Genomic DNA, 24,696 nt, shown 5'->3' with positions numbered 1-24,696 from the left:
CGTTTCCATCGCGAGCTTCCTGGTTTGGTGATGAGCCGATAGGGGCCAATCGCGGAGCCTTCGCGAACGGCCATCATCACATCATAGTCATCACCACAAAAGTTTCCGCTGCTGCCGGTCAGGAAGAAATATTCCTGCTTCGCCAGATCCGGGTCATACACATATTCAAGTGCACCGGATTCGGTCCGGTGAGCCCGCCGCGTGATCAGGACGCCGGCTGGTTCCACCTGGGTCGGCCTGAATCCTTCCAGCAATTTCGTATAATTCAGAAGAGGACCGCGGCAGGAGTCGGGTGACAGAATTCCATCTGGGGATTCCGCACTGAGGAGACGGACGCTGTCCAATTCCGCTTCAAAGGGCGAGGTCATACGGCGGGCGAAAATCTCTGTTATCTCCGCCGGCCTGCCTTCGATCATCACCCGCCGGCAAACCTCTTCATGAATCATCCAGAGTTCGGTGCGACCGCTGACGGAAACGTCGGAACGCACCAATTTGAAATTGGGTCCATAGGCATGACCCAGATAATTGCCGGGCAAGGCGGGCAGCTGTCCAAAGCCTATATAATCCGTGGTTTTTGCATGAGCTGGGATCGGATTGAAGGCTGGATTCGGAATCAATTCCAACGTCCCGTCCGGTCGCTCGACAATAGGATGAATCCGACGCCGCCAGTTATCAACGGGGAAGTCACCCAGGGTGCCGTCCGCTTTCAGAGCCACTCCACCGTAATAGATGTCACTGGCGGGTTTGATCCCGTGTCGTGCATAGAATGTTTCGAGATCGGGAAAGGCCTCCTGGAGGTGATGATAGGCAAGGCGAAAAGTATCCCAGATAGCTTCCTTACCCTCAAGCTTGCGGCCACCAGGCAGGTGCACATCGCGGCTGACCCGTTCGTAGTCCTCGCCCTTTAAGAGCGCGCTCAGACTTCGATAACGAAGGAAACAGATCCCGCTGCCGTCGACCTGCGTCCCATAAATACAGGCTTCTCCGGTGTCTTGATCGATAAAGGCAACAGGGTCGGCAGGGGTTCGATCAGGAAACGTGCTTTGATGCGGCCGCAGACTTTTTCCTGTCAGCTGCACAATCCCTGGGTCCGAGAGGGTGAAGGATGTCATATCATGCCCCACGTCGTATTAGGGGATGGAAAGGGATCCCAACTCATAACTTTGCCAGGTTTCGTTCCAGATGGACTGCACGGGAAACCGCAAAATGCGATCGTAATAGGACCAGCGCAGGAAGACTTGGTAATTTCCAGGGGCAAGTGCCGAGGCGTCGGCCAGCATGTGAATAGAGTCCGTCTGCTCGGAGCGCCAGGACCGCGGATCGAGATGTTCGCCGGCCTTTATTTCCAGAGCTCTGGACTCGCCCGCTGCATTGACCAGGAACAATTCAGGTTGAAAGAGTTGATAGGCGGGCGCAAAGCCATCGTTTTGAATGGTCACCTGCAGACTCAGATTTTTATCAGCGGTCAGTGCTGCGGAAGCCCCCTGCAGAATGAAACGATAGCCGAGATGCGAGGCGATCTCCTCATAGCAACCCTCATCTTTCCACCGCTGCAGAACCGCTGTGTTCCAGCCTGTGTTCAGGTAGGTCATGCCGAGTCTTTTCATATCCTGCACGGCTGCCTTGCAGCTGGTAAAGACGGGATCGTCGACACAGGTTTCGCCACCGATGGCTTGGCCCTGACGCGAGAGCGCTCCGATCATATCCTTCCACTGATCCGGCGTCCGGTCCCCATCATACGTTCCCATATCGGTTGCGGAAGCCAGAAAGCAATCATTATGAAAAGCCAGGCGCCTCATATCCGGCTCGGATACTTTGGTTTCCAGTTCCTGACGAAAGCGCGGACGACGCAACATGATCAAAAAATCTTCGGGAAGTTCATCCAAAAGGGCCCGCACCAGATTGAAGCGCAGATCCGGATCTTCCGCATAGCCTCGACCGCTGGGAGCATACTCACTATTCCATTCGCCCCACATGCCGTAGAAACCGGCTTCGAAGAAAGCGATATCCTGCCGATTGGCTTTCAGGATAGGAGCCAGTTGTTTTAGGTGACGGATGGTGATGCCAGGGTTCGCGGCTTCGGTCAGACCACAAGGATTCAGCACACCATCATCCGCATAGATCACTCGTATAATTGCCTGCTTTCCAGGTACAAGGCGCAGATCAGTGAACCGCTTTTTGAGATCATCCGTAACAGCCTTGTCCAGGATCTCCCGGTCGCAATAGGCCGACAGAACAACCCGAATCAAAGTCAGACCTTTATCAGCGTCCGCTGTATTCCAGGAGTAAAAGCCTCGGCCTGGGCTGACCACGCTGCCAGGATTTTCCTGATAGGTCCAACTTGCTCGTGCGGGTGGATCGACCAGTGGCGCCGGCAATTCCACGCTCTGCGGACGCGTGATAGGTTTCCCTGGGCGGTGCACGCGTTGTGTACAAGCCAGAGCCAGCAGACTCGCGATCATGATGATGGTGCTGAAATTGCGCAAAGGAAGGCCTCCTCTGCATGGTTATAACGAACTTTGCTGCCGGTAACAAAACCCCAAAGGCACTAGGCTCCCGATAGCGACAGTGTCCAACAATCGGGACAAGGCGCCAAACCAAATCCAGAAATATGGACAAACCAGCAAGGGGTTCGCCTGATTTTTTCCAAAGAATGTCCTGTTTCGCGCTTGTCTGTCGCCGGCATGTTTATTGCTCACGGCCTCGCTTTATGAAACGAAAAGGTTGCGTGAGACGCGGTGAGGTTTGACTTATGAGTGCGCATGGTAAACGGATGACAGGGTCGTGGGAATGGTTGGTCCTATTTCTTCTTTTCGCAGGTCCAAGTGCTGCGCAGGAGGTCGTGAATCCGCAGGTCGAAATCGATCCGCGATTCGGTTCGGCTTCTGTCACTCTGCCTTTGCCTGAGCTGCCGTCGAGAAATGGATTGGATCCTAACCTTGCGCTTGTTTATCAGCAGAGCCTTACGGATGAAGGACAGGGTTTTGGTCTGGGCTGGGGCCTGACCACTTCGTCCCTGCGCGTGGATCATGAATTCGGTACGCCGCATCCTTACTACAACATGACTCTGGATGCCAAAACCAAGGATACGTTTTATCAGTTATCCCTGGATGGGCAACCTCTGCGCTATGTCGCCCAGAGGAACGGAGCGGTCGAATACTCCACGGAGTCCTTCGAGAGCAAGGTGCAGATTCTGCGTTATGATGCGCCTTTCAAAATTCAGCTGCGTGATGCTGAAGGCAGACTCGAAACGCGAGATATCAGTTCAGGCTTTGAAGTCCGAGCCGCGGATGGCTCGCGCCGTATCTATTCCGGTGACTCCACTGTCGCTGAGGCCTATTTTTATCAGACAGCACCCACCATACCCGAGATTCAACGCAAGTTTGTCTCGCGCTGGCCCCTGGTCTATGAAATCCGGCCGGGAGGCGATGCCATCGAGTATCGGTATCTACAGGACCAGGGCCGTTCGTACCTTAAGGAAGTGGTCTTTGCCAGTCAACGGTCACGCTATGTTTTCCATCTGGATGCTGCCCCCACAGGCCCTGTGAGTTTTGCTGCCACGTTTCGGCAGGAAGCACGACTTTATTATAAGGGTGTGGTGGCCTGTCTGGATGATCAACCGCAAAACACCTGGCTGTTTTCCTATAGCCGTTTTCCCGTCCAAAGTTTTGCCGCTCTGTCCTGCAACGAGGCTCAAAGTCGCAGGCTCGAAGTTGAACCAAACCCAGCCTCCTTGCTGGCCGAAGGTGCTAATGTCGACCCCGGTCTTGCGACCCGAGCCTGGCGGGCTCTCTCGCAATGGTTTTCTGAACTGTTCTCATCCGAATCGGAACGCAACACTGAAAAGGCCGACTCCCTTTACCTGGCCCGTATCTATCGCTTCGGTCAAAAGGTGGGGGACCCCACTGATGTCACCATCGCTCGTGATTCCACCGTTCAGATCTCCTATAAAACCTGGCAAACACCGGCAGGCGATGCTGTGGTCAGCTTTAGTCAGGACGCACCCGGACCCCTGACTGGTCTCGGTTACCAAAACAATGGAGAACTTCTGGATGCCAACCAGGATGGTCTCCCGGATCTTGTTGTTCATGATAAAGCCAAGGGTGTGAACCGCGTATTCTATAATCAGGGTTTCGCCCAGCAGGATGCTCCTTTTGTCGAAGGCCCGGCGTTGACCATCAAGCGCAAGACCTCGACCGGTTCCCAAACTGTGGTCCCCCTGCTCAATGACAGTGCGACCAGGAACGGATTTCTTCATAGTGATTTGAACGGCGATGGTTGGGACGATCTGATCGAAATTGCCGGTGATGGCACCTGGACCGTGTTTTTCAGCCGTCGACCGATGGGCGGCGAGGGCTTTGAGTCGACGACGGCGAAGGCGAAGCTGGAATCCAATGGCCAGCTGATCGACCTGAAAGTCGACAGCAGCTTTTTTACCAATGGTCGTGGTTATCTGCGTGACCTGAACGGTGATGGCCGTCCCGATATTCTTTATCCGGCGCTCGGCACCGATGGAAATGCACAATTTCAAGCCTATATGAATACGAGTAAAAGGGGATCCGATCAAATCTCCTTCGTGAGCCGCACCTTCAAATATCCTTTTGCGACCTCGGCCACGGGCACGCTCGCCCAACCCGAATACCGATTCATTGATATGAATCGCGACGGTTTGATCGACCTCGTCAAAATCGTGGCTCTAGCCACCGGTACCAAGGGCCTATGCCTCTTCGAAAATCAGGGGCTCACCGGCATAACCGGTTCTTACCTCTTCCGACAGGATAAGCCAGCAGCTGGATTGACTTGCGAAAGCCAATATTTCTATCGCATCGATGACCTGGAGATTGAACAGTCTCTGACGGAAACCATCAACGGGATGCTGCTGCTCGATCTCGATAGCAACGGCGTCCTTGACTTTGCCCGTATCAATGACAAGAGCCATGAGCTTGAATTCTGGCTGGGCAAAGCCAGTGAAAAGGGTTTTGCCAAAAAACAGACCATGACCATTCCACAGAGCATCAGTCTCTCCAAGAATAAATACGATACGCTGTCGATGGACGTCGATCAGGACGGCTATGACGAAATCGTGACCTGGAATGCCACGACAAAGAACCTGCAGATCATCGATCTGAATCGGAAAGGGGAGGGGCAGGATCTCGGTACGGGTCTTCTTTCTCAAGTCTCCGTCGAAACCGGTTCGATGCAAGCTCTGGAGTTCACCAGCTATGCGGCCTTGCGTCAGGCTCGCAAAGATCCATCAGGGTCGGCCCTCATGCGTCCTCTTCCGGTTGCCATGACGATCGCTCAGCAACGGGTCACGCAGTCCCGTGATTTTACGGCCGCGGCGGATGTTTTCGCCATCACGAGCTTTGCCGAATATAACTATGAGGACGCCCGTTGGGACAACGAGCGGAATAGCTTCCTTGGCTTCGACAAAGTCAAAATATTCCGGCCTGGCAGCGTGCTGAGTGGACGAGTGGTTGCCGACGCGCAGATGGATACCTTCGATTATGCCTTGGGTCTCACGAGCCTTGACCAGCACCGTTACCTCGGAGCCTTGGTTAAAAAATCCGAAACGATCGAGCTGCCCTGGGACTCTGCAAAAGAAGACAGCTTGCGCCAGCACGTGCAGGTTGATCCGGCCCACACTCGTACCGTGCTTTCGCTTTTTGAATCGATCTATGGTTCATCCGCGCAGACAGGCCTTAGTCTGATCATGCAGAATAAAACTTACAGTTTGCGCCCTCTGCAACCTGAGGTCCCCGCGACCACGCCCAGTCGCGCGGCCCACATCCGACCACGTTACTTTATCAAAAATGATCTTCAGGAAGAGCTTCAATGCAGTGGACTGGAGGCCTCCTGCAGCGAGGCCAGGATGGTGCGAACCAGTCGGACCTATGATGAGGTTCAATTCCGGTTGGCCAAGGAACAACTGGACATGAATGAGATTCAAGGACCACGCGAACAAACTCTGTCGGCGCGATCTTTGGAGACCAGCCTTGAATACGATGTGACGTCCACCCAGTCCGGAATCCTGACCAACATCAGCCAACGCACTGTGAAGAGCCTTGGCAGCGGCAGAACTGTGGCCTTCTATGAAGCCGTTTATCATCCTGTCTGGGGCAAACCCATTCGCGAAACTGAAAGCACTTATGTCTTCGAAGATGACCGTGCGCAACTGCCTGAAGCTCTCGCGCAGTTGATTCCTACCGAAACCACACGTACCCTTATCACCAACTATGATGCCGATGACGCCGGCTTTGGTATGATCACATCCATTCAGGATGATTTGGGTCTGATCGAAAGTTATAGCTATGGACCGGGGTCCTTATTCCGTATTGCCACAAAAAATGCCAAGGAGCACACATCCCACGCATGCTATTCGGACAAGGATTGTCTGGTTCTGGATCGTAAGCCCAAGGCCGGCGCCTCACGTTATCCTCTGCTGACCCAGACACCGCAAGGGTATTGGGCTGAAATGGAACGCGATGCTTTGGGTCGACCTCTGAAAGTCATCAGTGCTTTGGGCGAGGAGCAAACCTTCCGCTATGAACAAGGTTCTGTGCAGCGACCTTCGCTGCAGGAAGTCAGGCTCTTCGATGCGAGTCTGAAATCGATCGTGCAAAGGAAAAGCGATCTGCTCGACGCTGAAGGTCGACTGCTGGCGCAGGTGATCGATCGCGATCAGGAACCGGCCTGGGTCAACGCCCGCATTGCCTTTGACCGTGCGGGCCAAAAGGTCTGGCAGACCAGTCCCTATCAGGTCTCATCGTCCTATGATGTGGTCCTGGCTCAGAGCAGCGAAATTTTCCAACATGCCGGTCCTGCCTCATGGCAGATGTTTGACGGCACAGGCCGTTTAAAATCGCAGTCGTCGGTTGGTGAGGCCGAAACCACAAGCTTTCAATATCCAGCCTGGGGCCGGATTGAAACCATCACGGGAAAAGAAGGTTCCAGGACCAGGCAGATCGTAGCCCGGGATCTCCAGTCTCCTGACGCACTTATCGATGAAGAGGAGCATCTTCATCTCTACAAGCGCAACGAACTCGGCATGCTGCGGGAAATGCGCACGGAAGATGATAAGAAGCCCCGTTCCTATGTCCATGATAGTCAAGGCCGTCTCCTGGCCAGTGTCATTCCTGGTGTTCAAACCCAGGTGATGGAGCGCGATGCCCGTGGGCGCGTCACGCGGATCCATAGTCTTGGCTTCGATGGGAAACAGCAGCGGACCATCGAGCAAACGCACGACAGTTTGAATCGCATGACGCACGTTATCGATCGTTCGGCGGCTGCACCGCAGCTTCTGACCGAGCTTTATTATGATCAAATCACGGATCCTGAAGGAACGCTTCATGAAATGGCCGGGGCCTTGCTGGGTTCACGGACTTATGATGCGAAGGCGAAGCTGGATACCTTTGATGTTTTCCAGCGTGACCTTAAAAATCGCGTGGTGCTTGAGAAGACACTTTATCTCAAAACCGATGGAACGATCGCTCAACGTTCCGAGGAAGCCAGGACCTGGCGCGCCGATGATCAGGAGGTTCAACTTCAGATCAACGGTGAACTTACGGTGAACTATGAATACGAGCGTGCGGGTGGACTCAAGGAAGTCAGAGCTTCCTTGCCGGGAATGGAAACATGGAAAGTCTTTTCAGAAGCCCACTGGGCCCCTCACCGGCAGATCACTCGGGCCCGCCTGGCTCAAGGCGCCATCGGCAGTGCCTGGGGCTACGATGAAAATTATCTTTGGAATGAGGCAAGGGATGTCTGCCTCGCGGGTTCTGGTTCGTCCGTGGACAATGCTTGCGCGACGGGCGAATCTCTGGAAAACGAGTCCTTGGAACGCTATTCCAATGGTTATGTCCAGAGCCGGAATGATTCCCATACTTACACCTATAGCAAGCGCGGCGAACTTACAGGAGCGCGACAGCCTCGACTTCATGAACAATGGAACTATACGGCCGCCAGCCACTTTCAAAATTTTGATGGGCAGTCCGTTCAGGCTTCTGGTCGATCGCCGCTGCTGCCGGCCACGGGTGCAGAGCGTACCCTGGAGCTTGATGAATGGGGTCGTGTGACGGAATTTGCCGGGGTGCGGGGTTTTTACAATGCTGAAGACCGGCTGGTTCGGACCGAAAAAGGTCGGGAATCGATCGAGTATGGTTATCACGCGCATGGTCTACGAAGTTTCAAGCGCATGCGATCCGCCGAGGGTCAGGAATCCACGCTCTATTTTCCCAACACGCATTTGACCCTGGGGACGCAACGTCAGGTGACATTGCAACTACCGGGTCAGCTCGTGGCTCAGATCGATTTGAACCGGAAAAGCATGAGCCTGATCCTGACTGATGGCGTGGGCACACCTCTCAAACGCTTCGATGCGGAGGGACAACTTATCGAGTCCTGGGAACGGGGTGCCTTCGGTCAGCTCATCCAGCACCACGCAGCCGCCGACGGTTCGACGACGCTGCTGTCATTCGGCGGGCATAACGAAGATGTGGAAACGGGCTGGATTCATATGGGGCAGCGAATCTATATCCCGAGCCTGGGGCATTTCGCAACGCCGGATCCCTTGTTTCTGGCTGATCCTGAACGCTGTATCAGCGGCAGCTGGCAGGAGTGTGAACTCTATACCTATGTCGCCAACAATCCCGTGAACTCTAATGATCCCGACGGTCTGACCAAGGGCTCGGGATCAACATCCCCAAGTTCCAAGCCGTCGCACGGGTCGTCTAGCTCATCGTCGAAGACGTCCAAGCCGTCCAAGCCAAGTCCAACGAAGCAGGTCCCCAAAGCACTTCCGGCCTTGAAGGGCCCAGGTGATTATCATATCTTTCGAACAGGCAATAATAACGCGACTGCGTTGACGCCACGACCGCAGGATCATACGGGCTTGTCGTTTACCATGGTGAGGCCAGAGGGGAAATCCTTTCACGTGACGACCATTGTCACAGTGAATGGCACGGGGCACCTGACCGCCGTCAATGATCATGGGAAACATGTTTCCGTGTCAGCGGCCGCCGGGCACGAGGCGATGGCGAGCTGGATCGCTTCGAGACCGACCGCCACGACCAATCCTCATCAACTCACGGTTGTCCTGATGAGCATAACCGAGTTTCACAGGTAGGTAAGACATGAGCCAGGACACGAAAAAGTTAATCGCAAGTCTCGACGCAAATCAGGACCAGGGAACGCAGAATGGTGCCATGACTCAGCTCCTGGCTATGCAGGATCATCTGGATCTGACTCAACTTTGCCAAAAGGGGCCCAAGGCCCTTTGGCAAAACGAGGCGCTGGTCCTGCAAAACATTGGTTTTCCGCGGCTCAATGCCCTGCTGCCCGAGCTGCTTGTTTGGGTTCAGGACATGAACTGGCCGGGCGCATGGACGATCATGCGTCTTCTGAAAGCTGCACCATCAGAGCCTTTTCAAGCGGCTTTGGCCTCTGCCATGAAGATGGCTCAGGAGACAGATGACGAGGAATGGTTGAATCATCTCAACCTCGCCCGGGGGATTCAGCGCCAGGATCCAGAGGCCTTGATCCAACTGCGGGACTAATCGGGCAGGACGACGGCAGTTTCTCCTGCCGTCGCTTCACCCTTCACCAGCCTGGTGCTTTTTCCGCCTGCCATTCGGTGTCCTCTTGCGGACTTCATCGCAGGATGAGTTTGACGTTTTAGGTCCAGGTGGTACTGTCGTTCTGAGGGGCATTGATATCCGATGGCCCCCTCTTCCTGAAAGGACTCACCGTTGAAGCCAGCTAGCACCGAATGGCGCGAAATCATCGCGCCCGATGAACCCCAGCGTTTTAAACTCTATACGCAGCAATTGACTCAACTGCAGAGTAAGCTGTCCAAAAAATTCGGAATCGGCCGGGCGCTCCACCGTAAACAGGTGTTAGCTATTCGTGCAGAATTTGAAGTCCTGCCGCAGCTGCCTTCGTTTGCCAGTCAGGGACTTTTCAAAAAGCCAGGTGTTTATCAAGCCCTGGTGCGTATCTCCAATGGCAGCATGAATATTCAACCTGATCGCATGCCGGACATTCGAGGATTCTCTTTCAAAGTCCTGGGCGTGGAAGGCACCTCGGCTTTAGGCGGCGCCGCCAAGGCTCAGGATTTTCTGTTGATCAATCGCGAATTCTTCGGCCTTAAAAACAGCGATGAATTCATAGGATTGGTGATGGCAGCTACCGAAGGAGGGGGCGCCCTGATCGCGCATTTCTTCAAGCGCTATGGTTTTTTCAAAGGTCTGGCCCGATTGAAGTCCGCGCTTGCGGGCATGCGCCGGCCGTTCACCGGGTTTGCCACCGAGATGTTTTATAGCTGCGTACCCATAGCCTGCGGGCCTTATGCAGCACGGGTTCGGATGCTGCCGGCCAGCCGCAAGCCCAAGCCCGGTGCCGAGCAGGATTGGGCCGCGGATTTGCAGGAACGTTTGGCTCAGGACACCTTGAGCTTTGATATCCAGCTGCAATTTTTCGTTGATGAAACCACCACTCCCATTGAGGATGGAACGGTGAATTGGGAAGAGTCCGAGGCACCGTATGTTACGGTCGCCAGACTTCGCCTGCCCCGGCAAAGTTTCACGAGTGATGCCGATCGCGCGTTTCAGGAATCCGTAGCCCGGAATACGTTTGACCCCTGGTGTGCCCTGGCCGAACACCGACCGCTCGGTGACATTATGCGCGCCCGTAAAGACACCTATTTTGGCAGTCAAAATAACCGTAAATCCTAGGCTTGGAAGACCAACCATGCAACCCAGGTCCATCCCGTCCGTGCGCACGCTGGTTCTTATCCTGGGCAGCCTTACGTCTGGTTCTTTATGTTCTGGCCTCCATCGGATGCTCCATCGCCCGCGACAGTGATGCTTTGATTCTGGCTCGCTTTATTCAGGCCCTGGGAGCCTGCGGCGGCATGGTCGCATCCCGGGCTGTGGTGCGTGACCTCTTCAATGAACGCGACTCGGCCCGCATTTTCTCGCTGCTCATGCTCGTTATGGGTGTGGCGCCGATCCTGGCTCCATTGATCGGTGCTTATCTCAGTCAAGCCTTCGGTTGGCGCAGTCTGTTTCATGTGCTCGCGGGATTTGGCTTTCTGTGCATCGCCGCTGTCCTGGTGTTTTTTCCAGAAACGAAAGGACCGAATCCAAGCGTCCGCATCCGCTCGGCCCTGCAAACGTCCTGGCCAAACGTTATGAAAGTATGCGCAAGGTCATCCTGTCTGGCAAGGAACCCGCAAGCATTCTGGTACTCCAGGAAAAAATTTTCCATAACCTGGATGATCAACGTAAAAAGGGATTTATTGAGTTTAACCTGATGGATTCCGGCTTTGTCGTCAGGGACGATGCTGCTGCAGAAAAATTATACTATCGCATATTTGATGCTGGAGTGGCAAGGAAACGCGATGAAAAAGAGGCAGGGTAGCAGGGCTGCCTTCAAGCAGCCCTTGGAAAGATGACAGCGATCAAGGGGTGAAAGGGAATGCCTTGTAATAATACGTGACTCCCTGACCGGTACCGGCACCGTTTTCAATACCCTCGCCCGTGACTTCGCCCGTGTGTTCCGAGCGCTCGAAAGCGTCGAAGCCATGATCCACAGATTTGATTTTCAGACTTCCATCGGCATTGATTGCAAAGGCTGTGACCGAATTCGCATAACCTGAAACACCTTTATCACCCGAACCATAGTCCAGCGTAGTTTCGGTGTAAGTGTTGCTGAACGAAGCCCAAAAAGGCTTGCTGGCATCATCTTTGATGACTTTCACGAGGACATTGACATCGGCCAGGGCCAAACCTGTTGACGAGGTCTTGGAGTTGGCGACTTTGTAATACTCGACCGTGGGCGTGGTCTCGCCAAAGTAGGGAAATACGCTTGGATAGGAGGCACAGAATCCAGGCCCGCCGGTGGCGCCTGTTGCAATCGCACAACCGCCCATGCCGCCCGAGATGTTCGGACCGTAATAGGTCTGATTATACAGGTTGGAAAAAAGTGTCATCGTCACCGTGGAGCCTTCAGGAGCTCCCTCCTGAGTCTCGCTGCTACTGCCGCCGACCACGAGAGGCTTGGCCAGTGGCATCGTAATCCCGCAACCGGTTATCGGTAGTTGAACAGTCCCGGCCTTGGTGAGATCGGACGTGACAGGGTTGCCATCATTGTCCTCGGGATTGGCCGTATATTTGATATCACCATTGCTCAGGGTCGTCTGACCTTTGACTTTAATATAACCGCCCGAATCCGGGGAACAGGAGAGCCAGACCTTGGTATAGGTTCCTGTCGAGATTTTTAATGCGCTCAGTTTGGCTTCAAAAGCCGCAATCGAAGTCTCATCCGCAAGGTCGACTTCGCAGTCCGTCTCGGAACTTTCGCACATATAGAACTGGTTTGAGAGGCCATCATCGTTTTGTAGGACGACTGTGTTAATCCAAAGCTTATAGGATTCCGGGGTAAAAGACAGGTTACCCGCGATCGAGTCGATCAGCGAAGAACTCTGTTTCAAGCTCTGAGCCGTTGGGCCGGCATTTCGAACTTTCAGTGTGAGTTTAGTCTCTTTTGCTTCATCTTTTTCGCTGCAGCCTGTTGCGGCATGCCCAAGTGAAAGCACAGCCAAAGTCGTCAGTATCTTCCTTGCGGTCGTATGCATAAGAGGCTCCACCACTGATTGATTTTCTCTCCTAGTTTAACAGTGTGAAGCCTCTTTAAGGTCAGGCAGACTTTGCCGGGTCAGCCGGGTGCAGATGCCGGAACGCCGGCATCCAGCTCTTTAAAGGACGGCCGGCGCCGTGAAGGCGAAGACCGTGCCCTGAGGATTGGCTGGAGTTTTATTATAAATGATCTGCAGCTTGCCGCTGACAACGTTCAGATCACAACCCAGCTTCCGCCAATCTTCTGTATAAGGATGTTTAAAGGCAATATTTTTGCAAAGGAAGATCAATTCTTTGGCCTGCGAGGTTGATTGCGACTGATTGGGGCTTTCCGCAGTGGCCGGGTCGCCTGGATGCCCGCTGATCGCCATCGGAACCCCGTCCTTTTCACCTTGCTCAAAGGAATGGCCCTGATAGACCTCGGGAAGACCGCTTCCTATTTTATACTCAAGCGTATCGCCCGAATAAAAAATGGACGTCAGCTTGAAAACCGATCCTTCCGTAACGACATCGCTGTATTTCAATCCCGGAGTCGAAAGGAATTCGACATATTCGCCTTCCATATCGATGGCCCCGTAGAGCTGCAGGCTCAGTGTCTCCGCCAGCCCAGCCGCCTTGCTCAACAATCGGAATTGCCGTTCCAGGTTTTCATGATTTTTGAATCCTCCCATGACCTCCAAGGTGCGTTTGGCAGGATCAACGTTTGTCCCAATATCATGCAGCTGACTCGTCGACGGAACTCCGCAACTCACAGCCGTCAACGCAAGCGTAAGGGTTGCCACAGCTCGTAACATCCTGGTTCTCCCATCGTTAAAAATATGCAATTGATCAAGGTCAACCTTGTTATTGAATGCATGTTTCAAGAAAATGAGGCGGCTGTCAAGGTGGGTGAGGTGACCGGTGGAAGCAACCACCGGTCTCGTCTCTTTCGAGTGGGCGTTTTGATCAGATCGTATTAATTGAACTGAATGGTGAGGGATCCCGGAATCACGGCCGTCTTCGTCAGCGAATCCATACCGCCTACGAGGTGTGCGGTCACGGGTGCCAGAGGTTCCCGATCGGTTCTCGCGAAGTGGTATTCGCAATCAAATTCGGTCATATCGCAACTTACCGCTTTGACTTGCAGCAGTTGAGCATTCTCCAGGCGCAGTGCGAAGTGCTTCGAGGCATAGAAATAGTAGGCGAGTTCCGGCCCACCTGAAGGCAGCGCATTGAAGTGCTCGGCGTAGTTCAGTTTTAAAGTATAGTTATCTTCTGAGCCGGCATCACGAACGGCCTTGACCACAAGATTCTTTTTAAGGCTCAAACTTGGAGCGGCACGCAGAATAATCTCGGCTTGCTGGGACGTCTTTTCGCCCAGTTTGACCTTATAAGGAAGCTTCAGTTCCTGGCCCGCGGTCAAAGCTTTGGGGAGCTTAATCTTCACCTTGAAAACGTTGAACAGTGAAATGGCGTTGGCGGTCACGCCTTCCGGTACTTCGATGATGATCTCCTGCGAACTTGACGACTGACTATTGGCAGGAATTTCAAATTCGAATTCTGCGAAATCTGCAGGGATCGAGACCCGGGTGTCGATAGCCAGAGGCTCAGGATAGCGGACCGAGACAGGTGTCGTGATGCTTACCTTGCCAGCGGCATCGATGAGCTGGTAGCGGAACGTATCCTGGTAGGATAGGGCTTTGATTTGAAAACGGCAGCGACCCTGATCGCATGGGACATCCAGAGTTGTGGCCGCGGGCGCATCGGCAAAAAATCCTGCAATCGCATATACACGCATTGTGCTGGCGGGTTCGTCCGCATTGTAACCCTTGGCATCCCCGCGCTCGATAACAACTTCAAATCGACTGGAACCATTGTCCTGCAGCGCATAAGCCACAAGATTGGGCTGGAAGGGAGCGAACTTTTCACGAATCAATCGAACGGTCCTGGCCTGGCCTTCACCGAATGGGTTCTTCAAGACCACAGCTATGTCCACGTACCCTTCCGGGCTGGTAAAACTGCCTTCGACCAGGCAGCTGCCGGTATCATCACAGGGAATTTTATTTCCTGCGACAAAGGTGACGCTCGCCGCACCGATGACACTCACGCTGACTTCCTGAGCTGGGAATGCAGAATCGTAATCTTTACCGTGCTCCAGACGTACCGAAAATTTGTCGACCGTCGCATTCGATTCCTCACCGAAGCTCATGGTGAAGGGGTTGGGATCTTTGAACTTGAATTTGTCGCGCGAGAATTGCAGTTTCTTTTCGATAGCGCCACCCTTGACCGTGGGCGTCACCACTTTGAATCGCAGGGTCGTTTCTGTGACGTGAGAGTAAGCCCTACTGATAAGGCCCCGACAGACACCCTGCTCATCACAGGTAAAGATTTTGGAGCGGTTGGTATCATCCAACGCCTCTGCCTCGGGAAATTTCAATTGCCAGCTGCTGCTTGCGACTTCGATCGAAGTCGCCTTGGATGCATCGATGGTTTGATAATCACGACCAGGACGGATTTCCACAGTATAGGTTTCTTTCTTATCATCCCAAACCTGAAGAATCGAATCCGTATTGGAAACCTGAGCCATTACTTTAAGAGTCTGCTTGGGGCTGCGGTACGTGCCAGCAAGGAGGGAATAGTTCAAGAGGACGAAGGGCTGCGCACCAGAATACATGATCTGAACCTTGCAGGTCCCAGCAGCTGAACACGAGCGAGTGCCCAGCGAGAGCCCCGCAATGCCGGAACCCGTTTCAATATCGATCGCACTGGCTGGTACGCCACCTTCACTGGTGTAATCTGTTCCCGCTGTGAATGTCACGTCTGTGTAAGTGTCGCTATTCAAGACTACTTCCTTGGCCGACGGCGTGATCAGTGGCGTAATCAAATTCCAATCGACTCGACCAACAGTGGTGTTCTGACCAATCTTATAGGTCAACCACATGGGTTGCGTTGGAGAAAACTTGACATAATCAGCCAGACAGCCCGTCTGCGAGCACGAGAAAGAAGGGTGTGATAGACCGGATACCGATACGGTCTGGACATATGTTGCGGGTCGCATCCATGATGACGTGTAATCGATACCGTGCACCAAAGCTATGGACGTCATGCTTTCATAGGCGGACTTTTTGGATGGCAGATACTGAATGACTTCCGCTGCCGGTTTCAACTGAACCTGAGCGCCGATGGCTTCAGGCGTACTGAATTGAAACGTGATCAAAGGGTTCAGGGACGAGGTTTTGTAGAGATAGTCGAATTCGCAGGCGGCCGTTGTGCAACTCGATTGGACAACCTCACCGCCTTGGGCTGTCACAGACATGATTTCCGGGGCTGTCGTCAAACCACTGCCGTCACGATTTTTGATCGGAACAGAAATTTTCACGGTATCGCCGAAGCGCGGCGTGAACGTGAAGTCAGCAGGAATCTGTGGTTCCTGGGCTTTGACGGTCAGACGACCTTGAGCCCAGTTGCGACCCTGATCATCCGTCAAGTGGTAGACAATGACAGCGGGCGCTGCCACAATTTTTTCGGTCTGAACATAATCAATCGTACAAACGCCATCGGCGCATTGAGCGTTGCTGACTTTGATGCGAGCGGCATCATCAATAAACACGCGAACCGGCTTTCCGTCCGCCGCATAAACCAGGTTCTGTTGATTGTGCGCAGCGGCCACAGGCGTCAGGGCCAGGGTCTGCGGAAGGTCGACGCCACCTTTAATGTCTCCACTCGGGCTCCGAGGTCCAGGAGGGGACTTTTTATCGTTTTTGCGGTCACAGGCGGACCCTAAAACGAGAGCAGGGAGCATGGCAAACATGGCTAATGATAAGTTATGTTTGGACTTTTTCATTATTTTCCTCAGCTGAAGCCGTTTGAGCGGATGGGATTCCGCGCGGGAAAGACGGTCTGAGGACAAAAATATTGCAGTATTTGATGCCAGACTGGAGCTCAGCTTTCTTGCGCCACTCCTTTCCAGGTCTCGAGACGAACCATGGCTTCATCCGCACGCAGTTCATAACCATGGGCACGCAGAATGCCTTCAGCTTCCTGGACGCGCTTGCGCGCTGATTCCTTCCGGCCCAGAAACCACTCGGCAGCCGCGACATCCATATTCTTCGTCGCTTCATCATAAGGCGACGTTTCGATTTTCAAAGTCCGCAGAGCCACCTCAAGCGCCACTTCACCCTGCCCCAGATTCAGCAAGGCAAAGACCGTGTACTGGCAAGCGTCAGGGTGGTGACCCAGGGCCTCGATTTCGCTCAGATAGCGGAGAAGTTCTTCACAGCAACCCTGCCGAGGCGATGGCTGCAAACTCTCGGCATAAACTCCGAACACCAGGGACAGCAGTTCGCTAAAACGATATTTTAATTCCCGGGCCATCACCAAACCGCGCTGAATGTAGTCCTGGGCCAGCTCGTTTTCTCCGAGCGAAAATGCAATCAGCATGGCCACGCGCAGTGCCGTACAGTTGGATGTATCCGTACGGCCGGTCGAGGCCCGCAGTCGGTCGTGAATGAGCAGAGCCTCATCCACCAGCAGGCGCGCGTCTTGAAAATGGGCCATCATGAAAAGGGTATGGGCGTGATTCGAGAGGCCCTTGGCCAAAAGCAGTTCGTCATCGCAAGCCCGGGCCAGCTCGACCGACACTTCCATGGAATCCAAGGCTTCGCGCGGTTTGGACTGCAGGCTCAAAACATTCGCGAGGGCCATGCGTGCGCGCGAGCGCAGGGCGAGATCGGACGAATTCATCAGGAGCTTCAGGGCCTGCTGGGCGTTTTCTTCGGATTCCTTGTAACGATGCTGGCGAACCTTGGCATGCGCCAGATCCAAAAGCAAAACGGCCAGCGTATCCGGTGGCAGATTCGGATCGATCGAGGCACTGACCAGCGCCTCCAGCAACGCATGGTTGTGGGTGGGTTCCAAAAGGTCTTTCAAACCCTTCTGTCGGATCAACTCAGCCGCCATCGCTTTCGGTTCCGGGACCGCGACCGGCGCTGGTTCCTCCTGCAGGCACAAATCATCAAAGGCGCATTCCAAAAGATCAGCCAAGGCCTGAATATTTTCCCTGGCTGCCGCCTTCACTGTTCCCGCCAGCCACCGCGAAATCGTTTTGCGATCCACTTTGATCTTCTCAGCGATCCACCAGATCCTGAGTTCCTTCGTTTCGATTTCGCTTTCGAGACGCCTGCTGTTAATCAGGAACTGACGACGTTGCCGATTCATGACTGCGCCCTTCTTTCCACCAGTCTTCTCTAGACCGTCAGTCTTTGTCATTCCTGTCCAGCGCTGTTTTTCTGACACAGCTCCACCTTTGTTGTAAGCCATAGAGTCCCTTTCTACAGGACCTTATCTTTGGCCTCAATCAAATAGGGGTTGGCCAGCCGGAACCTGTTCTCGCCAGACACCTTAGGGCGATCGAATCTTTGGGCTGTTAACTATACATTTATATGGTATATATAAGTTTATGATTTCGTGAGGTGATTTTATGCAGACCGACCTTCAAAAACGCATCCTGGCCAATGTCCTCATTGATTCGCGACCAGAACATGTTCTGACGCCCCAAAGGCAGCGGATTTCCATGAGCACCCTGGTGTCGATGGCTTTTGCCGTCACTGCTGCGATGGGACTTGTGCTCCTCCTGATTTCCAAGCTGCAGCTCCTGCACTGATTCTCATGGGGAGACCGCAAATGTGCAGTCTCCCTCAGCCTCGTTCGAGGCCTTGATGGCGCGAGGGCTTAATCGTTCACGGCTGCCAGTAGAATATCTTCAATCGACCGTGTTTCCAGGTCCTCAAAGGTTTTGGTATCGACGATATCGAATTTCGCACCTGCTGATTGAAGCTCGTCATCCAGCTTTCTTAAAAATGCTGCCGCCCCTTTATCCTGTCCAATTTGAAAAAAGCTCACAGCCAGTTCTGCATCACCTTCCAATCGATTCGCCGTGCTGACCAGAAGTCGTGCCAAGTCTTTCTGACCTTGAGTCCCTGTGCTGGGCTCGCCATCCGTCACGATCAGGATCGTCGAGGGGCGATCAGACTGAAAATGTTTGTCAAAGGCATCGGCAAGGACGGGAATGAAATCTGTTCCACCCATCGGCGACACCTCGCGGAAAATTTGGGCGACCTTTTCAGCTGTGGTGTTCGGGAAAAATTGAAAGCGCGTGTTAAACGTATAGAGGTCGATTCCGTCCGGATCCAATTCCTGACACTTGCGCGCTACCGCGATAACGGATTCGCGAGCTGCATCCCAGCGTGCTTGATGGCTGCCGCCACCCACGGCCTCGCCCATGGAACCGGATCTGTCGATGATAAGAATAAAATTACGCATGAGTCATCCTTATGAGATTAAAATCGACTGTCTCGATCAGGAAAAGAGAGAGTCGATGGAGGGATGGGCTGACTGTTTTTGGGCCGTTCCAGGTTCTTTAAGAAGCTCCTGGCCCTGGGGTTCAACAAAGATACGATCCAATTTCACAGCTTCATCAAACGACTGCAGATGTTTCGAAACACGGCCAGCTGTTGCGATCCGATTTTCCAGTTCCTCATGGGGCGGGTGCGTCAGTTCATTGGAAAGGCGGGCGACAGAACGCGCTTTTTTGCGAGCCTCACGGATAGCGTCCAGATTCCTGCCTTGAGTGTCCACGGCCAGGCCTTCCAGACGGCTATTCAGTTCGGCAATCTTGCGGCTGGACACGATTTCGGCAACAGTCTCAGATTCCTCTTTTTTGAGGTTTTCGATGCTCTGCTGCAGGCTCCGGAGCTTGTCCTTATAGGTTTGAATCAGCTTGTCTTGATTTTGAATGTCGATTTCGAGTTCATCCACCCGCTCTTCCATAGCCTCTTTTTCTTCGGCAAGGCGGGCGTAGGTTTCGCGCAGACGTTCGTCGTGAGACGTTTTATACAGCTCGATCGCACCCTTCATGCTGGCCATCTTCTGATCGAGATTTTTTTGCAGCTGGATCATTTCCTGGGACCTAGTATCCCGGATGGTGCAGAGGTCGGCGACCGCGGACTTCATCTGGTCGTAATCGCGTATCCAGTCCTCCTTGGTTTTCCGGAACTGGTTGCGAATGGCTTCCGGAGATGACGTGAGGATGGTATCCGTCGCTCGTTCCGTGCCACCTTCCGCCAAACCAAAGACAGTTTGAACCAATCGAATCAGGCTCCGCATCAATCCCACAATCAACCTCCCCACTGTTTCTGCTGACCAACAGCCTAGGCTGCTGGCATGTTTGTAAAGAAAAATTATCTTTTCTGTCAATCAAGGCTCGCCTGCTGAAAACAAATATCGTACTCAGACCTGGGCCCGGCAACATCACCCAATGACCTGTGAAAAAATAATCTCCTGTGGACTTTTTGTTATGCAGCCTATCAATACCTATGGCTGTTCGCTTTTAACCCGTGACACCAGCTCCTGCGAAGCATCCCGCACCGCCCAGGGTCTTTCCGGCTACTGGCTGAAGTTTTCCTGTCGGGTCACGTTGACCAAATCCGGATCCAATGTCACGGTTACCACAGATAGTCAGCCTGATTATAAAACCGCTTATTTCGGCAGCACCCATGCCTGCTATCAGACTCTCACCGCTACCGGTCGAGGCACCAACCCAAGCACACTCTCGGCTCAGTCCATTGCCATGACCGTCCCTGTTGCGGCGACCAAGGCAGCCTCCACGACCACAGTATCGGGTCAGATCATCGGTTTGACATTGAACGGTATAGCTGTCTTCGGTAATTACGCCGACAGACGAACGGAACGGACGTTGCGTACTTTATCACCGCAGGCAAATTTGCCGGCACACTGGGCACCTGCACCGGTTGCAACTGAGCCATCGACGGCCTGCGCTGATCTGAAAGAGGGCCTGTGTGGCCCGGGGACTCACACGGATGCACTTCCTGATATTCCTCAGTTGCCTGGTCTCGTCTTCCGCTTTATCTCTGACCTTGGTGGCCCATCGCGGGGTTCACCAGGGTTTTTCCAAAGTGAATCTTACCGCCGATAGCTGCACAGCCCTCCAATCCGTGCCCCCTGAACATGAATATCTCGAAAACACAGTATCCTCTATCCTGCGAGCCTTTGAGCTCGGGGCCGATACCGTGGAAATCGACGTCCATCCTACAGCACCATCGGATCCTGATGGCGAGCGGCTGGTCGTCTTTCACGATTGGACTCTGGATTGTCGGACGGAGGCACGCTGCGAGAATGGTTGCCAATGCAGCCAGGAGAAAACCTGTGTCACGGATCAGCAAACCTGGTCTTATATGAAAAATTTGGATGTGGGCTATGGCTATACTGCAGATGGAGGGAAAACATTTCCTTTTCGAGGGAAAGGCCGCGGCCTTATGCCAACATTCATTGAAGTTGTCAGCCTCCTGCGCGATCAGACCAGCAAGAGTCTCCTTGTTAACGTGAAGGATCCTCACACGCGGACCCAGGAACTTCTCCTGAAGGAACTTGGAACGTTTGACGAGAGTGTACGCTCCCGTGTCCTCGTGGAGTTTCCGCCCGCATTTCGACAACGCTTCCATGAATTGGGTACCCCCGAAGCGATCTGGCAAGGCTCCGGCACGAGGCGATGCTTATCAAAATACATAGTCCTGGGTTGGAGCGGCTATGTGCCCGAAGGATGTCGCGATACGCGATTCTTCATTCCCCTGCATCAGGATCTTGGAATCCTGCACAGCTGGCTCTCCGGCATCAGCGTCACCGACCTGATCTGGGGCTGGCCGGATCGCTTTCAGAAGCGACTGCAGGGCCATGGGAGTCAGGTTGGAGTTTCTGAGGTGGATAGCCCAGAGGACCTGATCTGGGCTCAGCAGCAAGGCTTCGAGTTCATCATGACCAATAAAATCGAACTCATTGGCCCCATTGTCACAAAGAAGCCATAAATGCTGACACGGCCTTAAAACAGTTCGGCATAATGCCCCGTGGCTTTATTCGTAATGGTCGTATCATCATGCGACCAATCCGTCGGATCAATATTGAGCGCCTTCAAGGCTGTCAACGCAGATCGTACCGGCGTGGAAGCCGCGGCATCAACGTGATAACCCGTCTTGAAGGCCGTATTGCCAGCACCACCAATCATGATAATCGGCACGCGTGTGAAGCGGTGGAAGGGAAAGGTTTCCTCGGAAATCGCGTAGACCAAAGTCTGCTGCAGGAGTTTATGATCCCCTTCAACAGCATTGGCGAGCGATGAGACGAGCATACCCAGGTGACTCATAATAATTCCGGAAATACCGGAAACTTTCACGGCATCACTGCGATGTGTCAGTTCATGATGATGATTGACCGGGTCGATCGTTGGGTAAATCTGGCTGCTGGCCGGCGCCGAATGCAGAATGGAAACAACGCGGGTTAAATCGCATTGAAACATATGCGTGGTGATCGCTGACATCAACTGCATGCGTTCATCCAAACTATTAACGTCGACCTTGGCTGGAACCCTGATTGCATTGGGATCACAGGTGCTGTTGTATTTGTCGTCGATCACCTTGCCAATATCGTTGATCCGACCCAGGAATTCATCGATGATATACTTGTCGTTTTTGCCGACCACGGACATCAGTCTTTTGCTGTCTTCCTTCAATGCATTTATCATCAGCATTTTGGCCATGAACTCCCGCTTGTCAGGAACACCACCAAAAATGCGGTTGAATGCCGCCGCAGGATCAATCTCGGGCGGCAGGGGCACAAGTCCAGTCTGTCCGGGAATCCTTTGATAGGAAAGGATATCCGATCGCTCGACGATGCCATCGGAATCGGTTGAATTACTGATCCGCAGCTGGACCGATTTATAGGTTTGCTTCGCGGAAATCTTCTCCGCAATGTACTGATCCAGCGTTGCATAGGAATGAGCTTCCGTACGCGGGCTGCTGCCGGAAAGCTGCATAAAGTATTTGGTGGCATGAGGGTCCAGGCCACGATTGGGAACCGACACGTTAGACATGATATTGATTTGAGCCTTATGAGCGGCGAGGGCCTGCAAAGGCGTGGTCATTTGCCAGGTGTTGCCAAAGGCCGTCGGGAAGAAATCGTTGGAAACGCCAGCCCCAAAAAAGAAGAGGACAAATCTTTTGGGTATTTCCTGACCTTGGGCCAGAGCCGTGCCGTTATCGTTCAGCATCATTTCAAGAAGGGGCAGGCTCAGGGTGACCAAGGATCCGTTGATGGCGCCGCGTATGATTGTGCGGCGATCAAGTCTTTTTTGCCGTAAAAACATAGTGTGCTCCTGCCTTGGCTTACATGATGCCGTTTAAAAGGTGAAAGATAAGTTCATTGAGAGATTTGCTCGTGCCGGCCTGAAACGCTTCAACAGCTTTTTCAATCGCTTCCTGCTCTTCGGGCGTTTCCTTTTTGCCAAGGCCTATGCGCAAAGCGTTTTTGGCAAAACAGGCGAGAACTTTCTCGTTTTTAACCAGCAGATTGCTCAGCTCGGCGCCACCGCTATAGGGCTGATCGAAGACGCTGGCCGCCAACTGATAGGTTGCGATATTGGGGAAGGCTATCGTCTGTCCATTCGGGCCGTAACCCTCCAGCCCGATACCGAGAGGATCGAGCTGGGCATGACAGCCTTTGCAATTGGGGTTGTCCAGACGCGCTTTGATAATTTGATATTTATCATCGGTATTGGGCACGCCATTGGTCAGATCAAGGCCAGGCGGTGGAGGCGGAATGTCCTCGCAGAGAAAGTGGCCGCGAATATAGTGGCCTCGCTTGGTTGGCGACGTGGCTCCTGTACCGGCTCGCAGGAGAAAGGCGGAACGGGTCAGAAATCCGGCGCGATCGGTGCCCGACAGGGTCGTGGCATTGGCGGCGACGCCGTACACCGCCGCGAGGTTTGCATCGAGAACGGTCGCGTTGGAAGTCAGAAAAGTGCCGAGGAAATCGGTGCTTTCGACGCTCTTGCTGACCAGGAAATCAAATTCAACCAAGGCAGCCTTGGCGATTGTTTCCTGGGCGTTGGTCGAGCTGGCCACTTTTTCCACCGCATGCATAGCCAACCAGTCATCAAAGAGGGCCTTCATCCCGGCCTTGAATCGGTTGGGATTGTCGACCATGGAGCGGATGAGTTTGATCCGTGCTTCAGGATCTGCAAGAGCCCCTGATTCTGCCAGGTTCATCAGCTCGCGATCCGGTGGGCTATTCCAAAGGAAGTAGGACAACTGATTGGCCAGGCTGGTACTAAATTTTTGTTTCTGAATATCTGTGGCGAGGTTGCCTGAAAAAGCCAGGAGATTGTCGTAGTAGAAGCTCCGGGGTGAACCTATCAACGCGGCCAGGACTGTGCGGACGCCTTGGCAATTCATTTGCTGTGGAGTCAGGCCGCCGACATCTTTGGTGAGTTTCGCCAGGACATCGTCGAACAGCTGCCCATAGAATGCGCTATCCTCAAACTGCCCATGGAACAGCACCGGACCAATTCCATCCAAACCCTTGCTCAAGCAGGCTTTTGTCATGTCACCGCAGGCGCATTCGAAGCGTGTGCTGAAAAGAGTCGGGGAATCCACAAACTGTCCCGCCATATCCCAGCCGGCATTGCTGTAGAGTTCCGCATCGCGCAAAGAAAACACGGAGTCTCGTGTGGCGATCGCAATGAGTTCATCTTTGGTCGGGTCATCCGGTAAAGGGGTCCTGGATGTAATGTCGGCACCCAGTGCTGCACGCACCGTGTTGAGGTACTGTGACTTGGTGATGCGCCTCAGGGTGGTTGGAACTTCATTGGCCAGGCTTTCGGCCGTTGATGTGCCGGCCTGTGAAAAGTATTTCTTTTTTCCATCCCATTTCATGCAGCTTGCCAACATGAAACTCAGTGCGAGAGTAACGATGATTCTTATCATGTGCGACCTCAGGATTTGAGAGCGCCTATGCAACTAGAACGCCAGAAATTAAAATTTGAATTTTCGCTGTGATTCCAGGCAGGCTTTGGCATTCGTTCGTGGTTTTAGCGGGGCGAGCGGCGTGAAGTCTAAAGAGAGAAGGCCGGATTGTTTAGCAGTTTTAGTGGTTTACAAAGTAATTTTCAATTTTTACCGGAGGGAAGTATTGTCCAACTTCAGGTCACCTGGGGTTTGATAATTAAAACCAGCCT

At 53.4% G+C, this 24,696-nt stretch carries 17 protein-coding genes; 7 read left to right on the top strand and 10 right to left on the bottom strand.

Annotated elements, in window-relative coordinates:
• Together VE954_RS07450 and VE954_RS07445 are read right to left on the bottom strand one after the other, a co-directional pair.
• On the bottom strand, window positions 1–1,112 hold a 1,112-nt coding region (locus tag VE954_RS07450; RefSeq protein ID WP_324951240.1), incomplete at its 3' end, for a hypothetical protein.
• A gap of 18 nt (window positions 1,113–1,130) precedes the next feature.
• The gene (locus VE954_RS07445) at window positions 1,131–2,486 is read right to left on the bottom strand and encodes a DUF4832 domain-containing protein (protein ID WP_324951238.1); all 1,356 of its coding nucleotides are present in this window, start codon (window positions 2,484–2,486) and stop codon (window positions 1,131–1,133) included.
• Window positions 2,487–2,842: 356 nt separating this feature from the next.
• Between VE954_RS07445 and VE954_RS07440 the strand changes: the two genes are divergently transcribed.
• The 4 genes from VE954_RS07440 to VE954_RS07425 all read left to right on the top strand — a co-directional run bounded on the left by VE954_RS07440 (window position 2,843) and on the right by VE954_RS07425 (window position 11,311).
• Window positions 2,843–9,124, top strand: coding sequence for an RHS repeat-associated core domain-containing protein (locus VE954_RS07440; RefSeq protein WP_324951236.1), 6,282 nt, complete (start codon window positions 2,843–2,845; stop codon window positions 9,122–9,124).
• Between the two features lie 7 nt (window positions 9,125–9,131).
• A complete protein-coding gene (locus VE954_RS07435) occupies window positions 9,132–9,554 on the top strand; it encodes a DUF5071 domain-containing protein (protein ID WP_324951234.1) in 423 nt (140 codons plus the stop codon).
• A gap of 192 nt (window positions 9,555–9,746) precedes the next feature.
• Window positions 9,747–10,730, top strand: coding sequence for a hypothetical protein (locus VE954_RS07430; RefSeq protein WP_324951232.1), 984 nt, complete (start codon window positions 9,747–9,749; stop codon window positions 10,728–10,730).
• Between the two features lie 2 nt (window positions 10,731–10,732).
• The gene (locus VE954_RS07425; RefSeq protein WP_324951230.1) at window positions 10,733–11,311 is read left to right on the top strand and encodes an MFS transporter; all 579 of its coding nucleotides are present in this window, start codon (window positions 10,733–10,735) and stop codon (window positions 11,309–11,311) included.
• A gap of 147 nt (window positions 11,312–11,458) precedes the next feature.
• Here VE954_RS07425 and VE954_RS07420 read toward each other — a convergent pair whose 3' ends face one another.
• The 4 genes from VE954_RS07420 to VE954_RS07405 all read right to left on the bottom strand — a co-directional run bounded on the left by VE954_RS07420 (window position 11,459) and on the right by VE954_RS07405 (window position 17,831).
• The gene (locus VE954_RS07420) at window positions 11,459–12,634 is read right to left on the bottom strand and encodes a hypothetical protein (RefSeq protein ID WP_324951228.1); all 1,176 of its coding nucleotides are present in this window, start codon (window positions 12,632–12,634) and stop codon (window positions 11,459–11,461) included.
• Between the two features lie 120 nt (window positions 12,635–12,754).
• On the bottom strand, window positions 12,755–13,429 hold the full coding sequence (locus VE954_RS07415; protein ID WP_324951226.1) for a hypothetical protein: 675 nt from the start codon (window positions 13,427–13,429) through the stop codon (window positions 12,755–12,757).
• A 161-nt stretch (window positions 13,430–13,590) separates the two neighbouring features.
• Window positions 13,591–16,458 (bottom strand): hypothetical protein, encoded by a 2,868-nt coding sequence (locus VE954_RS07410; protein ID WP_324951224.1) that lies wholly within the window; start codon window positions 16,456–16,458, stop codon window positions 13,591–13,593.
• 98 nt (window positions 16,459–16,556) lie between these two features.
• Window positions 16,557–17,831: a tetratricopeptide repeat protein gene (locus VE954_RS07405; RefSeq protein WP_324951222.1), complete on the bottom strand. Its 1,275-nt coding sequence runs from the start codon at window positions 17,829–17,831 to the stop codon at window positions 16,557–16,559.
• Between the two features lie 262 nt (window positions 17,832–18,093).
• Between VE954_RS07405 and VE954_RS07400 the strand changes: the two genes are divergently transcribed.
• Window positions 18,094–18,276: a hypothetical protein gene (locus VE954_RS07400; protein WP_324951220.1), complete on the top strand. Its 183-nt coding sequence runs from the start codon at window positions 18,094–18,096 to the stop codon at window positions 18,274–18,276.
• 68 nt (window positions 18,277–18,344) lie between these two features.
• On the opposite strand, the gene VE954_RS07395 is transcribed toward VE954_RS07400, so the two are convergent.
• Together VE954_RS07395 and VE954_RS07390 are read right to left on the bottom strand one after the other, a co-directional pair.
• The gene (locus VE954_RS07395; protein WP_324951219.1) at window positions 18,345–18,935 is read right to left on the bottom strand and encodes a VWA domain-containing protein; all 591 of its coding nucleotides are present in this window, start codon (window positions 18,933–18,935) and stop codon (window positions 18,345–18,347) included.
• A gap of 36 nt (window positions 18,936–18,971) precedes the next feature.
• Complete coding sequence (locus VE954_RS07390) at window positions 18,972–19,787, bottom strand: hypothetical protein (protein ID WP_324951217.1); 816 nt, start codon at window positions 19,785–19,787, stop codon at window positions 18,972–18,974.
• A gap of 181 nt (window positions 19,788–19,968) precedes the next feature.
• Here VE954_RS07390 and VE954_RS07385 point away from each other — a divergent pair, with 181 nt between their 5' ends.
• Complete coding sequence (locus tag VE954_RS07385; RefSeq protein WP_324951215.1) at window positions 19,969–20,607, top strand: hypothetical protein; 639 nt, start codon at window positions 19,969–19,971, stop codon at window positions 20,605–20,607.
• Entirely contained in the window at window positions 20,588–21,493 is a 906-nt protein-coding gene (locus VE954_RS07380; protein ID WP_324951213.1) for a glycerophosphodiester phosphodiesterase family protein, read from the top strand. Before VE954_RS07385 ends, VE954_RS07380 begins: the two co-directional genes overlap by 20 nt.
• Before the next feature lie 14 nt (window positions 21,494–21,507).
• Here the strand turns inward: VE954_RS07380 and VE954_RS07375 are convergent, their stop codons facing one another.
• Entirely contained in the window at window positions 21,508–22,827 is a 1,320-nt protein-coding gene (locus tag VE954_RS07375) for a DUF1552 domain-containing protein (protein WP_324951211.1), read from the bottom strand.
• A 19-nt stretch (window positions 22,828–22,846) separates the two neighbouring features.
• A complete protein-coding gene (locus tag VE954_RS07370) occupies window positions 22,847–24,445 on the bottom strand; it encodes a DUF1592 domain-containing protein (RefSeq protein ID WP_324951210.1) in 1,599 nt (532 codons plus the stop codon).
• Between the last annotated feature and the right edge of the window lie 251 nt (window positions 24,446–24,696).

Origin of the sequence: Oligoflexus sp. (assembly GCF_035638955.1) — a bacterium.
Taxonomy (GTDB): Bacteria; Bdellovibrionota_B; Oligoflexia; order Oligoflexales; family Oligoflexaceae; genus Oligoflexus.
This window is presented reverse-complemented; position numbering and strand designations above follow the sequence as displayed.